This is a genomic window from Gulosibacter sediminis, assembly GCF_030011715.1.
Lineage (GTDB): Bacteria > Actinomycetota > Actinomycetes > Actinomycetales > Microbacteriaceae > Gulosibacter > Gulosibacter sediminis.
Window position 1 is genome coordinate 1 of sequence record NZ_JASCYH010000012.1, and the last position, 14,976, is coordinate 14,976.

The following is a 14,976-nucleotide window of genomic DNA, read 5'->3' on the forward strand; positions in this document are numbered from 1 at the left end:
AGAGCCGCCTCACCCTTCTCACCGACGCAGGAAGCGAGGTGAACACCGACATCGTCCTCGAACTCAGCGCCTAACCATCAACAAATCGAAGGAACCCGAGCTACACCACTTCCGGGGACTTGACCCGTTGTCGAGGAGGCGTGCGTTATCCGCGAGGACACATTGGAGTTACGAATGCGGCCCATAGAAGTCTGAGGCTCATGCAATGCGAATCACGCGTTTCACGTGAAACCAACAACACTTCAAACAATGCAATCGATCCATCGCGAATCGGCTCGACAACCCAGCCGCCTCGATCAAGCTGGTGACCCAGGGAGCTATCGCGGAGCCACTCAGAATCCAGTCCTCGCCCGCGCAGGGCAGTATTCACGACCCCACCGACGCCGGGCCCGGGGTAGTGGATTGGCGTTTCACGTGAAACCACGCCCATCCGCGATGAATCAACCCCCGCCGAGCAATCAAAACACGCAGGACGCGGCATATGTGCGCCCTCCCTCCAGATTGGCGAGTCAAGGAGCACGGAACATGGCCGTCCTCTCACCACCACCTCATACCGACTCCATGATTCCAGCACTCCTCGGCGGAGCCCGTTTCACGTGAAACCCAGGACTTTCACGACATAGGACAGCAACAGCGCCACGAATCGCCGACGTTTTGGTCTCCGGTGGGGGACCGAATCATGGCTCACGAGCAACACACTCCGTAGGCACACCAGTTGCCTTGCCAATCAACGATCAGCCCGACGAAGCGCAGTTCTATCGAACAGATGATGGCCCCGTTTACGTGAAACTAGCCACCCTCCTCAAGTTGAATCCAGCTTGCCGTTCCAACGCCCGCTCCCACCGCCACTGCCCCTGATGCATGTAATCAGAACGACGCCTTCCTCCCGCCGCGAGCTTCGGCGCACGATGAGGGTTCTCTATCAACGGAGTCAGCCACCACGAAGCGCACATCCCGATGGGTCCACGCCTCGCGGCGCGTGAGATTGCCTGCGTTCCACACGAAACTGAGAGAATGTTTCGCAGAATGACCAATCCCACACCCGCCACTCCACGTTCAAACTGCCTAGTCAGTTCCCAACCCACCCTCGATAACGCGTCTGCCACGATTTCGACGCTGCCCAACTCGCTGCAGCGTGTATCAACCGGGCAGCTGAGCGCAGTCTCACGTGAAACGCAGCACGAACTTTGAGATGGACATCAGTCACCTGCCTTACTCCCGCGGCTTCTGCAGGCTACTTCAGTGCTCACACGGCTCTCGCAGAACCTTGACCCCACAGTTTCGACCCAGCCTCACTCACTGAGAGTGCGATCGCCCACGCGGATCGACCCCGTTTCACGTGAAACCAAGCACGCGCTTCGTATCAGCATCAATGGCCACCCCCAGCACCGCAGCTGCTCGCCGGCTGCGATGCCTAGTGTTCAACACGTTGCCTGTTCAAATGTGCGAACCTCCGTTTGCGCAGCGCTCCCGAGACCGAGATCCAACACTCGTAAAACTCGCGAGCACGGGGAATGCAGCACGTCGTCTGTGCACTCGCGTGCGGGCCGCAGCACCATGTGGCTCAGTCGAGCTGTGCTTGGTGCTCCTGATCACCCACGCCTTCGCACTGCCGCACCCGCCTCACTCGAGCTCGACGCGCGAACACGCGGCCGCCGCCAGCCGTTTCACGTGGAACCGAACTCCCGGCCAAGGCGGGGAAGCGAGTCAGACCCGCTGACGAACGGGCCACGACCTTCAGCCTCCCCTAGAGTGGTGTGCGAGTCCACGAACACGGACGCTTCGCGAGACTGAGCCACTTCGCCCGCACCAGTGTCCTCGTTTCACGTGAAACCAGGGCCAGCTCCGATAGCGAGGTGCCGGAAGTTCGATCGTCTCCCTGGGGGCGGGCAGACCGACACACGCACTATCAGTTCCGCGTATTCAAGCGCCCCACGCCGGCCAAATCGACCTAGAACCGGCATCGTCAGAATCGCATCAGCGTAATTTCATGGATGTCACCCCGACTCGAATTGCGACTGTCCACCACTACTTGGGCATGCAGCGACCAACTTCCGCGCCAGCACGCCCATGTCGGAGCATTCCCACCCCATCCCAGACTGACAGCAATGCGGAACGCATCACAATCTGAGCGCTCCTGGGTGACGCAGCAAATCGACATCGATGCTCATCTATGCAGCGCAAGAATTGCACGGAAAACAAGTACGCGGGCCGCCGAGCAACGTCGACGACCCGCGTCTGAAAAACTCGAACAGCCTAGTTCGCGCGCAACACCGTGTGACGCTTGCGACCTTCGCCCTCGCTCTCGGAGTTGTAGCCGCGCTCCGATGCGATGTCATGCACGATCTTGCGCTCGTACGACGACATCGGCGGAAGGGCTGCCGAAGCGGCACCATCCTCGATTCGCTCGATCGCGCGCGAGACCAGGCTCTGCAGCTCGTTGCGACGCGCATCCCGCGAGCCGCCCACATCCAGAATCAACCGTGAGAACACACCGGTCTCTGCCTGCACGGCGAGGCGGGTGAGCTGCTGCAGCGCATCCACCACCTCGGGGGATGCGAGGCGGTCGAGATTGCTCTCACCGTCGGCGGTCACCGAAATGTAGGTGCGGCCTCCGGTCACGTCGATGTCGAGGTCGCCGTCGATGTCAGCGATGTCGAGGAGCTCTTCGATAAAGTCCGCAGCGATGTCGCCCTCGTCGCGATCACCCTCGTCGGTGGCGTCGTCATCGGTGACGGCCTCGTCGGTGACGTCGTCGTCAATCACGTCTTCGTCAACCGTGACGGATTCGACACGCTCGTCTTCGACGACGTCGTGGTCAGTCATGTCATTGGCGCTCATTGCATTCCTTCTCTCAGCACCCCAGATTACCGGTAATCGCGCATCCGCCCGTACATGTGCAAACGGGCACCGAACCTCGCTGGCTCGATGCCCGTGCACCGTATCGCTACTACCTACTTCTTCTTTTTCTTCTTGCGATTCTTCGACACCGGCTGCTGTCGCTGCCCGCCGTTTTCCTGCGCCTCGAGCTCGAGCTGACGCTGCGTCTTACCGTCGCGCACGATGCGGTTGGCGGGGTTGTCGGGGTGGTCGTCCCACTTGCCCTTTTCCTTGAGACGCTCGACGCGCTTCTTGTACGCGTCCGAACCAGGAGTCGGCATGTTGCGGATGGTCCACCACTGCTGACCGGTGGTCCAGATGTTCGTAAGCAGCCAGTAAACCATGAGGCCGATCGGGAACATGAAGCCCGAAACCGCCATGACGAGCGGCAGCAAGTACATGAGCATCTGCTGCTGACGGAACATCGGCGAAGCCTTCGCGGCCTCCGAGATGTTCTGCGAGGTGATCTGGCGCTGTGTGAAGAACTGCGTACCGACCATGAGCACGATGAGCACGATCGCGACGACGATGATGTTCGTGTTGCCGTTGGCCTGCGACAGAATCGAGCTCAGCGGTGCCCCGAAAATTTCGGAGTTCGCGAGCAGCACGGCGTGGTCCTGGCTCATAAGGCCAACGCCGGCCTCACTGTGGTTCGCGGTGTTCAGCACGCGATACAGCGAGAAGAAGATCGGCATCTGGATGAGCATCGGCCAGCAGCTCGAGAGCGGGCTCGAGCCGTGCTTCTTGTAGAGCGCCATGGTCTCTTGCTGCATGGCCTGCTGCGAGAACTGGTCGCGCTTGCCCTTGTACTTGTCCTGAATCTTCTTGAGTTCAGGCTGCAGCTCCATCATGCCGCGCATCGACTTGATCTGCCGGACCATGAGCGGGATCATCGCCGAGCGGACGACAAGCACGATGATCATGATCGACAGCACCCATGTCCAGCCGCTGTCCTCTGGCAGGCCGAGAGCTGTCCACGCGGTGTGCGCACCGACGAGGATGAGCTCAATCACCCACCGCAACGGCCAGATAATAATGTCGAAGATGTTCATCGAGCGTCTTCGCCTTTCATTTGCAAATCAGACACGACGAACCCAAACTTGGTGCGTCGAATCGGGAAGGGTCGTTTGGGCTCCGGGACGTAATCAAAGTCCGGCTTCGCCCAGGGGTGGCATCGCATGATCCGACGAGCCGCCATCCAGCTCCCTCGCACCAGGCCATACACCTGCACTGCCTCTAAACCATACGCGGAACAGGTTGGGTAGTACCGGCAGACATCCCCGTAGATCGGCGAGATGAAGCGGCGATAGAGCAGGAGCAGCACGATCCCGAGATTGCGTGGGATGAGTGCAATGTTGTGCAGGACTCGTCGCATCATTGACGGTCGATCAGTCGGCGCCATCGGCGCAACTGCAGAATTCGGCGTCGTCAGTAACGTCTGCCGCAACAAGGCCAAGCTTGTCGGCCGCATGCAACACCGCGCGCCGTGTTTCAGCGCGCAGCTGCTCGTAGCTGAAGCTCGAGGCCTCGGGAAAAACGCGAATCACGAACGAAGCCCCGGTGGGGACCAGGGTGAGGAGCTCGAGCGCAATGCCCTTGAGCCGGCGACGCGTGTGATTGCGTACAACAGCGACACCCACCCGCTTGGTGATGATGAAACCAAAGCGGGTGGGTGAGGCTGCGTCGCGGTTGGCTTCGCCAATCGCGATAAGTCCGGATGCGGCAGCTCGACGGCCACGGCGGGAGATGCGACGGTAGTCGGCTCCGCTAGTGACTTTGTTCTGCCGAGCAAGCACCGGGGACTACGCCGAGAGGACCTTGCGGCCCTTCGAGCGGCGTGCCGCGACAATGGCACGGCCGGCGCGGGTGCGCATGCGGGCGCGGAAGCCGTGCTTCTTGGCGCGGCGGCGGTTGTTGGGCTGGAAAGTACGCTTCGACATAAAAAATCTCCTGATCGAGGCCCTAGGCTGTGGGGCAGCGAAACAAGGCCCGGATGCGGGCATAACTGGATCAGATTACGCCACGTTCAAGCCTCAGGTCAAGGTTGATCTCGCCGCGTATGTAGGCGAGCTACCACGATGACCGGGTTTGCCTGGGGCGACTCGCCGGAAATGACAATATCCTGGTAGCGCTGGTTCGCCTCGGTGTCCATTCGTGGTTTAGAGTGGCGTATCTGTCGCGCACGATTGCGCACCGGCCTCATAACTCACAGTTTTCCACACAGCCTGTGGATAACTTTGCAAATGCGGGTCCCGTGCGAGACGATCGAGGTGCAGGGTGGCACGGCGCGCACAGAAGGTGCGGTCGTGCGGCAGCATGCCCGCTGTTCTGTGAGCCATGAAGTAGTCGAGATCTATCACCGGAAGGAAGTCACACGTGACGCAAGCTGTGACGGAAGTCTGGACAGACCTCTTCACGACGCTTCGAGGCAACCTCGACATGCCCCAATCCATGCGCGGCTACTTCGGCCTGGTGCAGGCAAAAGGCGTGATGGACGGCACAATTTACCTCGAGGTGCCGAACGATCTCACTCGCTCGCAGATCGAACAGCGCGGTCGCGCCTACCTGCTCGAAGCCATCGCCGCCACTCCGGCAGCCGAGGGGGTTCGCAACTTTGCGATCGTGGTCAATCCGAACTCGGAGCCGACCCCTCCGGCCGACACGACGGTCTATGAAACCCCGCTCCCCGCCGAGGCGCCTATGGAGCAGGCCGCAACGATGCAACGAACGGCGCCGTATGAGGACCGATTCTCGAGTTTCTCCACCGGTTATCCACAGGCTGAGGCGACGCCCGCGATCAGCCACGGGATCGAAGCCGCTGCCCCGTATCACGACCCTAACGCGACCCAGCCCGACGGCGACTCGCGCCTCAACCCGAAGTACATCTTCGAAAACTTCATCATCGGCGGATCAAACCGATTCGCCCACGCGGCGGCCGTGGCAGTCGCCGAGACTCCGGCTCGGGCATACAACCCCCTCTTTATCTACGGTGATTCCGGGCTGGGCAAGACCCACCTGCTCCACGCCATCGGCCACTATGCCCAGGACATGTACCCCGGCATCAAGGTTCGCTACGTGTCGAGCGAGGAATTCACGAACGACTTCATCAACTCGATTTCGATGAACCGCTCGGCAGAGTTCCACCAGCGCTACCGCAACAACGACATCCTGCTCATCGACGACATCCAGTTCTTGCAGGGCAAGGACTCGACGATGGAGACCTTCTTTCACACGTTCAACACGCTGCACGAGCACAACAAGCAGGTGGTCATCACCTCCGACGTGCCGCCGAAGCAGCTGACAGGCTTTGAAGATCGGATGCGCTCCCGCTTCGAGTGGGGCCTCATCACCGACGTGCAGTCGCCGGATCTCGAGACGCGCATTGCGATTCTGCGCAAGAAGGCCGAAGCCGACCAGCTCGAGCTGTCGAATGAGGTGCTCGAGTTCATCGCAGTGCACGTCACGAGCTCCATCCGCGAACTCGAGGGCACGCTCATCCGCGTCACGGCCTTCGCGAACCTGAACCAGCAGGCGATCGACCTGAATCTCGTGACGACAGTGCTCAAGGACCTGATCACGAACCGAGAGCCGAATGTCATCTCGCCACAGGACATCATTCGAGAGACTGCGGATTACTTCCACCTCACCGTGGAGGACCTCTATGGCTCGAGTCGCTCGCAGGCCATCGCCACGAGCCGGCAGATCGCTATGTACCTCTGTCGCGAGATGACGAACCTCTCGCTTCCGAAGATCGGTCAACTCTTCGGCGGCCGAGACCACACCACCGTCATGTATGCCCACCGCAAGATCACGAAGCTCATGACCGAAGACCGTTCGATCTTCAACCAGGTCACCGAACTCACCTCGAGGATTCGCCAACCCAGCGCACGGTAACTCCACGCTCAATGCGCTCGATGGCGGCCACCGCAGATCGAGCGCATCGTCGTTTCCATAGCCTGTGGATAACTCTGTGGAAAAGCCCGTGAATAGTGCGTGGATAAGCCGTGGACAATGCAATTTCCACGATCTGTGGATAACTTGTGGAATTCGCCATCGTGGCAGTGGACAAACTGTGCACGCAGCGGACGGGCCTGTGGAGATCCGCGTCAGTACGCGACAATCTGGGGATGCCGTCCACTTTCCATCCACTCGAGAATCACAAGTTTCAGCGATGTAGTTCCCTACGGAAATCAGTTGACCACAGAGTTATCCACATTCTCCACAACTGTTAAGAGTGAGAAGACAGATCTCTCTACCTAGAAAAATCCGCTCGTGACATTTTGTCGTTCGGGCCCTCGAACCCGAAGAGCCGCCGAGAGGAAGATGCCACCGCAACCCGCTAGCATTGAATCCCCGCCGAGCCATGGAGGAATCGCCAGTGAAGTTTGAAGTCAATCGCGACATGTTTAGCGACGCCGTGTCGTTTGTCGTCAAGCTCCTCCCTCAGCGCCCCACTTTGCCGATCCTCAGCGGTGTCGTGCTCGAGACCAGCGGCAGCACGCTGCAGCTTTCGACGTTTGACTACGAAGTTTCGAGCCGCACCTCGATCGACGCGACCGTCGACGAGTCGGGCGCAGTACTCGTGCAGGGTCGCCTTCTCGCCGATATCGCCAGCCGACTGCCGGATGCCCCGGTGCAGGTCGAGCGCGACGACCGCGGCATCACGATCACCTGTGGTCGCACAAACTTCACATTGCCGACGATGCCGATCGAGGAGTTCCCAGCACTTCCGACGATCGAGGGCACCTCGGGTGTCGTCTCGGGCGCCGACTTCTCGGAGGCCATCAGCCAGGTCGTCGTCGCCGCATCCCGCGAAGATGTCGCCCCGGTCATCACCGGTGTGCACCTCACGTTCTCGCCGACGCAGCTGCAGCTCGTCGCGACCGACCGCTACCGCGTCGCGGTACGGGAAATCGAATGGCAGAGCAACTTTGCTGAGGGCGACCAGGCACTTGTTCCCTCGCGCACCCTCGGCGAGGTCGGCAAGTCATTCGCGCACGCCGACGAGGTGGTCATCACGCTCGTGAGCGAAGGCGACCGCCAGCTCATCGCATTCACCGCCGATGGCCGCACCGTCACGTCGCTGCTCATCAAGGGCAACTTCCCCGCCGTATCGCGACTCTTCCCCGCCGAAACCCCGCACTTCGCGGTGTTGCAGGGCAGCGATGTCATCGACGCGGTTCGTCGCATGCAGCTCGTGCTCGAGCGTGAGCAGGCCCTGCGCTTCAGCTTCTCGGACGAGGGCCTCAAGCTTGACGCGGTTGGCGCCGAGCAGGCTGCCGGCGCCGAAGAGCTCAGCATCAACCTGCAGGGCGAGGGAATTGTCGTTTCACTCAAACCGCAGTTCCTGCTTGAGGGCGTCGGCGCGATCCACTCGGCGTTTGTGAAGATTGCCTTCACGAACAACGACAACCCGAACAAGCCTGGCCCCGTGCTGCTCACCGGCCAGACCTCGCTCGACGAGGCCGCCGCCACCGACACCTTCCGCTACCTGCTGCAGCCGAACCTGCTTATGCGCTAACGGCGCATCGTGCACGTCACCCACCTGAGCCTGCGGAATTTTCGGAATTACCGCACCGCCGAACTCGAGCTGCACCCGGGTATCCAGGTGTTCGAGGGCGCGAACGGCCAGGGCAAGACGAATCTGGTCGAGGCCATTGCCTACCTCGGCACGCTGAAGTCGCACCGGGTCTCGTCGGATGCGGCGCTCGTGCGTTTCGGAGAGGACGGCAGCATCGTCCGCGCCGAATTGCGTCACGGTGAGCGCGAGCTCAGCATCGATGTCGAGATCGCGAAGTCGGGCAGCAACAAGCCACGAGTGCGCGGACATGCGGTGAAGACCCGTGAGCTCGCACGATTCTTTACCACCGTTGTGTTCGCGCCCGAGGACTTATCGCTCGTGCGCGGCGACCCGGGTCAGCGCCGGGAGCTGCTTGACCAGCTCCTCATAACGCACTCCCCGCGGTTCGGCGAAACGATCTCGAAGTACGAGCGGGTGCTGCGCCAGCGCAATTCGCTGCTGAAATCGGGCCGGCAACAGCGGCTCGGCACCGAGCAGCTCACGACGCTCGACATCTGGGACGACCAGCTCATCGAGCTCGGCACAAAAATTGTCGCGCAACGGCTCGCCCTCGTTGACCGTCTACGCCCCCACCTCGCGCGCGCCTACGCGACCCTCGTCGAGGCCGACCACGGCGCGAGCATCTCGATGCGGGTCAGCGCGCTCGCCGACACCGGCCGGCACATGGATGGCGACGGCGAGGGCGAAGAGATCGGCGCGGTGCTCACCGTCGACGACATCGCCGAACGATTCCGCACCCGGCTGACGGATGCGCGCTCGCGCGAGCTCGAGCGCGGCGTCACGCTCGTCGGCCCGCACCGCGACGACGCGACGTTCTGGCTCAACGGGCTGCCGGCGCGCATCACCGCAAGCCACGGCGAATCGTGGTCGTTCGCCCTCGCGCTCAAGCTCGCGGCGGCCCAGCTCATCCGCGAGGAATCGAAGACCGGCGACCCCGTGCTCATTCTTGACGACGTGTTTGCCGAGCTCGACGGCGCCCGCCGCTCCCGCCTCGCGAACGCGGTGCACGACTTCGAGCAGGTGCTCATCACCTGCGCCGTCGTCACCGACCTGCCCGAGGCGCTGCGGCACGACACGATTCGCATCGAGGCCGGCACGATCGCGAACGGCGAAACCGATGGCTGAGTTCAGCGAATCGACGCTCGTCTGGCTGCGTTGCAAGGAGGTCTTCGGAGGCCACAAGATTCCCCGCCGTCTGCTGCGCGGCCGGGGCGCGTCGACGCCCGAGTCGAAGGATGCGCAGGCCGAGCAACTCCCCTTCGGCCCGAAGCGCGACCCGCAGTCGACCGGCGCGGTGCTGAGCCAGCTCTTCGCGCAATTTGATTGGCAGACGCCCCTCGCTCAGGCTCGGCTCATCGACGAGTGGGAGAATTTTGCCGGTCAGCGCACAGCCGCGCACACCAAACCGCTGTTCGTCGAGGAGGGCGTGCTGCTCGTGCAGTGCGATTCGACGGCCTGGGCCACGCAGTTGCGATCGATTCGTGGCGAACTGCTCGGGCGCATCCGAGCTGCCGTGCCCGAGGTCGAGCTCACCGATATCAAGTTTTTGAACCCCGGGGCGCCGTCTTGGCGACACGGAAATCGTTCTGTGCCGGGTCGAGGGCCTCGAGACACCTATGGGTAGGTAACCACGAGCGTGGGGGGAAAAGCCCGCAGATCGCCAAATAACGGCGAATCCGGCAATCCCTTGCTAGAATGGAACGTCTGCGAAGTAAAAACTGAGGAGTCCGAATGACGGATACTGGGGCAAACCCGCACGGATCCACGACCGGCCGCGTCGAACACGACTATGGAGCTGGTCAGATCCAGGTTCTCGAGGGTCTCGAGGCGGTGCGGAAGCGTCCGGGTATGTACATCGGCTCGACGGGCCCCGACGGCCTGCACCACCTGGTGTACGAGATCGTCGACAACTCCGTTGATGAGTCGCTTGCGGGCTACTGCGACGACATTCAGGTCACGCTTCGCGCCGACGGCGGTGTCACCGTTGTCGACAACGGCCGCGGTATTCCGGTGGAAACGCACCCCGTCGAGGGCGTTTCGACGCTCGAGGTCGTGCTCACGAAGCTCCACGCCGGCGGCAAGTTCGGTGGCGGCGGTTACGCCGTTTCGGGCGGTCTGCACGGCGTCGGCTCGTCGGTCGTGAACGCGCTTTCGACGCGCTTTCTCGCCGATGTGTCGCGCGATGGCCACGAGTGGCACATGGAATTCGCAAACGGTGTGCCGCAGGGCGCCATTCAAGAGGGCGCCGAGACCGACGTCACCGGCACCCGCATCACGTTCTACCCGAACGGTGAGATTTTCGAGACGACCGAGTTCGACTGGGAGACGCTGCGCACGCGCTTCCAGCAGATGGCGTTCCTCAACCGCGGCCTCAGCATCACGCTCACCGATGAGCGCGACCCGGCCACGCTGACCGAGGGAATGACGCAGGTGCACGAGGTGCTTGAGCCGAGCGACTCGGATGGCGCCGAAGAAGCTGTCGTGCAGGCTCCCGACGAGCAGGTCGGCGAGCCCGACGCTGAGACGACGCCGGTGGAGACTGAGCACAAGCACCGCAAGCAGGTCTTCAAGTACGACCGCGGCCTCGTCGACTACGTCGAGCACCTTGTGAAGCGCAAGAAGGTCGAGGCGGTGCACCCCGAGATCATCGACATGGTCGAGGAAGACACCGAGGCGACCATCTCGGTTGAGATCGCGATGCAGTGGACCGAGGCGTACAGCGAGTCGGTGCACTCGTTCGCGAACACGATCAATACCCGCGAGGGCGGCACGCACCTCGAGGGCTTCCGCGCCGCGCTCACCACGGCGATGAACCGCTACGCCCGCGACAAGGGCCTGCTCAAGGAGAAGGACGAGAACCTCTCCGGTGAGGATGTCCGCGAGGGCCTCGCCGCGATCATCTCGGTGAAGCTCGGCGAACCGCAGTTCGAGGGCCAGACGAAGATGAAGCTCGGCAACACCGAGGCGAAGTCGTATGTGCAGCGCGTCATGAACCAGGGGCTGCAGGAGTGGCTCGATCGCAACCCGCAACAGGCCCGCGAGGTCATTCGCAAGGCGACTCAGGCATCCGCTGCACGTCTCGCCGCCCGCCGCGCGCGCGAGCAGACCCGCCGCAAGGGCCTGCTCGAGTCGAGTGGCATGCCAGGCAAGCTTCGTGACTGCACCTCACGCAACCCCAACGAGTCCGAGATCTTCATGGTCGAGGGTGATTCGGCAGGTGGCTCGGCGGTGCAGGGTCGTAACCCGCGCACGCAGGCGATTTTGCCGCTGCGCGGCAAGGTGCTCAATGTCGAAAAGGCGCGTCTCGACCGCGCGCTGCAGAACACCGAGATTCAGTCGATGATCACGGCGTTTGGTACCGGCATCGGCGACGACTTTGACGTCGAGAAGGCCCGGTATCACAAGGTGATTCTCATGGCCGACGCCGATGTCGACGGCCAGCACATCACGACGCTGCTGCTCACGGTGTTGTTCCGGTTCATGCAGCCGCTCATCGATGCCGGCTTCGTCTACCTCGCCTCGCCGCCGCTCTACCGCCTCAAGTGGACGAACGCGGCGCACGAGTACGCGTACTCCGACGAAGAGCGGGATGCGCTCATTTCGCAGGGCCGCGCCGGCGGCCGCCGCCTGCCGAAGGACAACGCGATTCAGCGCTACAAGGGCCTCGGCGAGATGAACTACAACGAGCTCTGGGACACGACGATGAACCCTGAGACGCGCACCCTGCGCCAGGTCACGATGGCCGACGCGGAGGCTGCTGACGAGGTGTTCTCGACGCTCATGGGCGAGGACGTCGAGTCGCGACGCACGTTCATCCAGCGCAACGCGCACGACGTGCGCTTCCTCGACATCTAAGCGCCTCGCGCTCTTCACATATTTAGGCAGCGAAGTAAGAACGAATGGCTGACGAAACCAATACCACCAACGAGACTCCGACCACCGGCGGCCACGTCGAGAAGGTCGATCTCCAGCTCGAAATGCAGCGCTCGTACCTCGACTACGCGATGAGCGTGATCGTGGGCCGCGCGCTGCCCGAGGTGCGTGACGGCCTCAAGCCGGTGCACCGTCGTGTGATTTACGGCATGTACGACGGCGGCTACCGCCCCGACAAGTCGTTCTCGAAGTGCGCTCGCGTTGTCGGCGACGTCATGGGTCAGTACCACCCGCACGGCGACTCGGCGATCTACGACACCCTCGTGCGCCTCGTGCAGCCGTGGTCGCTGCGCTACCCGCTCGCGCAGGGTCAGGGCAACTTCGGTTCGGCCGGTAACGACGGCGCCGCAGCGCCCCGGTACACCGAGACGAAGATGGCGCCGCTCGCGCTCGAGATGGTGCGCGACATTGAAGAAGACACCGTCGACTTCATGGACAACTACGACGGGCAGACGCAGGAGCCGACCGTGCTCCCCGCGCGCTTCCCGAACCTCCTCGTCAACGGCTCCGAGGGTATTGCCGTCGGAATGGCGACGAAGATTCCGCCGCACAACCTCCGCGAGGTCGCCGACGGCGCGCTCTGGGCGCTCGAGCATCCCGACGCCACGCGCGAGGAGCTGCTCGAGGCGCTCATGGAGCGCATCCAGGGCCCCGACTTCCCGACCGGCGCCCAGATTCTGGGCACCAAGGGCATCCAGGAGGCGTACCGCACCGGCCGTGGCTCGATCACGATGCGTGCGGTCGTCAACGTCGAGGAGATCGGTAACCGCACCTGCCTCGTCGTCACCGAGCTGCCCTACCAGGTGAACCCCGACAATCTCGCGAACCGCATGGCCGAGATGGTGCGCGAGGGCAAGCTGCAGGGCATCGCCGACATCCGCGACGAAACCTCGGGCCACACCGGTCAGCGCCTCGTCATCGTGCTCAAGCGCGATGCCGTCGCGAAGGTTGTGCTCAACAACCTCTACAAGCACACGCAGTTGCAGGACACCTTCGGCGCGAACATGCTCGCGATCGTCGATGGCGCGCCCCGCACGCTCTCGCTCGACGGGTTCATCCACCACTGGGTGGCGCACCAGGTCGAGGTTATCGTGCGCCGCACCGAGTACCGCCTGCGCAAGGCCGAAGAAGAAGTGCACGTGCTGCGTGGTTACCTCACGGCGCTCGATGCGCTCGACGAGGTCATCGCGCTCATCCGCCGCTCGGCTACCGTTGAGGTCGCGCGCACCGGCCTCATGGAGCTGCTCGACGTCGACGAGATTCAGGCGTCGGCGATCCTCAACCTCCAGCTGCGCCGCCTCGCCGCGCTCGAGCGCCAGAAGATCACCGACGAGGCCGAGCGCCTCGAGAAGATGATCCTCGAGTACAAGGCCATTCTTGCTTCGCCCGAGCAGCAGCGCCAGATCATCTCTGACGAGCTCGGCGAGATCGTGCGCCGCTACGGCGACGACCGCCGCACCGAGATCATCCGTGGCTTCAACGGCGACGTGACCGATGAAGACCTGATCCCGGTTGAGGAAATGGTCGTCACCGTCACGCGCGACGGCTACATCAAGCGCACGCGCAGCGACAACTACCGCTCGCAGCGCCGTGGCGGCAAGGGCGTGCGCGGCGCGCAGCTCAAGGCCGATGACATCGTCGAGCACTTCTTTGTCACGACGACGCACCACTGGCTGCTGTTCTTCACGACGTTCGGTCGTGTGTACCGCACGAAGTGCTACGAGCTGCTCGAGGCCGGCCGCGACTCAAAGGGCCAGCACATCGCGAACCTGCTGCCGCTTCAGCCCGACGAGCAGGTCGCGCAGATCCTCGACCTGAGCAACTACGAGGAAGACGACTACCTCGTGCTCGCGACGCGCAACGGTCTCATTAAGAAGAGCGACCTCTCGCTCTACGACACGAACCGCCAGGCTGGCATCATCGCGATCAAGCTGCGCGACGGCGACGAGCTTGTGTCGGCCATGACGATCAAGCATGGCGACCACATCTTCCTGTTCTCGCACGAGGGCCAGTCGCTGCACTTCATCGCCGATGACGAGCAGCTGCGCCCGATGGGCCGTGACACCTCGGGCGTGAAGGGTATGTCGTTCCGCGGCAGCGACTACCTCATCAACGCGGCGGTCGCCGCCGACGAGGATCTCTTCGTGTTCACGATCACCGAGGGCGGCTACGCGAAGCGCACCGCGGTGAACGACTATCGCATCCAGGGCCGTGGCGGCCTCGGCATCAAGGTGATGAAGCAGTCGGACGATCGCGGTCACCTCGCCGGCGCCATGCTCGTGCACGAGAACGACGAGGTGCTCGTCATTCTCAACTCGGGCAAGGTCGTGCGCTCGAACGTGTCGGAGGTGCCCGCGAAGGGTCGCGACACTATGGGGGTCGTGTTCGCCCGCCACGGAGCCGGCGACCACATCCTCGGCATGGCGCGCAACTCCGAGCGCGACCTCGGGCTCGACGCCGACGCTGAGGACGCTGAGGGCGAGAACGACGAGGCACAGGCGGATGTTGTGGCTGAGTCGGATGCCGTAGTTGCATCGGAGGACTCAGACACCAATGCGGCGCCTGAATCCGACGAGCAGTAG

General features: G+C 62.8%; 11 protein-coding genes. 6 read left to right on the forward strand and 5 right to left on the reverse strand.

Going from position 1 to position 14,976, the window contains the following annotated elements; all coding sequences use genetic code 11:
• Positions 1-2,256: 2,256 nt before the first annotated feature.
• From QM019_RS05730 to rpmH, 5 genes are all read right to left on the reverse strand, one after another.
• A complete protein-coding gene (locus tag QM019_RS05730; protein ID WP_282852231.1) occupies positions 2,257-2,841 on the reverse strand; it encodes a Jag family protein in 585 nt (194 codons plus the stop codon).
• A 113-nt stretch (positions 2,842-2,954) separates the two neighbouring features.
• Positions 2,955-3,932, reverse strand: coding sequence for a membrane protein insertase YidC (yidC, locus tag QM019_RS05735; protein WP_282825070.1), 978 nt, complete (start codon positions 3,930-3,932; stop codon positions 2,955-2,957).
• Positions 3,929-4,351 carry a membrane protein insertion efficiency factor YidD gene (gene yidD, locus QM019_RS05740; RefSeq protein ID WP_345957143.1) on the reverse strand — a complete coding sequence of 141 codons (423 nt, stop codon included), beginning with the start codon at positions 4,349-4,351 and terminating at the stop codon, positions 3,929-3,931. The genes yidC and yidD overlap by 4 nt, the downstream gene beginning before the upstream one ends.
• Positions 4,269-4,676: a ribonuclease P protein component gene (locus QM019_RS05745; RefSeq protein WP_282825073.1), complete on the reverse strand. Its 408-nt coding sequence runs from the start codon at positions 4,674-4,676 to the stop codon at positions 4,269-4,271. The genes yidD and QM019_RS05745 overlap by 83 nt, the downstream gene beginning before the upstream one ends.
• Positions 4,677-4,682: 6 nt before the next feature.
• Positions 4,683-4,820, reverse strand: coding sequence for a 50S ribosomal protein L34 (gene rpmH / locus QM019_RS05750; RefSeq protein ID WP_125106538.1), 138 nt, complete (start codon positions 4,818-4,820; stop codon positions 4,683-4,685).
• A gap of 415 nt (positions 4,821-5,235) precedes the next feature.
• On the opposite strand from rpmH, the gene dnaA reads away from it, so the two are divergent.
• The 6 genes from dnaA to gyrA all read left to right on the forward strand — a co-directional run bounded on the left by dnaA (position 5,236) and on the right by gyrA (position 14,976).
• Positions 5,236-6,774, forward strand: a complete 1,539-nt coding sequence (dnaA, locus tag QM019_RS05755) for a chromosomal replication initiator protein DnaA (RefSeq protein ID WP_428831903.1) — start codon at positions 5,236-5,238, stop codon at positions 6,772-6,774.
• A 484-nt stretch (positions 6,775-7,258) separates the two neighbouring features.
• Complete coding sequence (gene dnaN / locus QM019_RS05760) at positions 7,259-8,401, forward strand: DNA polymerase III subunit beta (RefSeq protein ID WP_193128474.1); 1,143 nt, start codon at positions 7,259-7,261, stop codon at positions 8,399-8,401.
• 9 nt (positions 8,402-8,410) lie between these two features.
• Complete coding sequence (gene recF, locus QM019_RS05765; RefSeq protein WP_282852232.1) at positions 8,411-9,586, forward strand: DNA replication/repair protein RecF; 1,176 nt, start codon at positions 8,411-8,413, stop codon at positions 9,584-9,586.
• Positions 9,579-10,085, forward strand: a complete 507-nt coding sequence (locus QM019_RS05770) for a DciA family protein (RefSeq protein WP_282852233.1) — start codon at positions 9,579-9,581, stop codon at positions 10,083-10,085. The genes recF and QM019_RS05770 overlap by 8 nt, the downstream gene beginning before the upstream one ends.
• A gap of 107 nt (positions 10,086-10,192) precedes the next feature.
• Positions 10,193-12,316, forward strand: a complete 2,124-nt coding sequence (gene gyrB / locus QM019_RS05775; RefSeq protein ID WP_282852234.1) for a DNA topoisomerase (ATP-hydrolyzing) subunit B — start codon at positions 10,193-10,195, stop codon at positions 12,314-12,316.
• Between the two features lie 44 nt (positions 12,317-12,360).
• A complete protein-coding gene (gyrA, locus tag QM019_RS05780) occupies positions 12,361-14,976 on the forward strand; it encodes a DNA gyrase subunit A (protein ID WP_282852235.1) in 2,616 nt (871 codons plus the stop codon).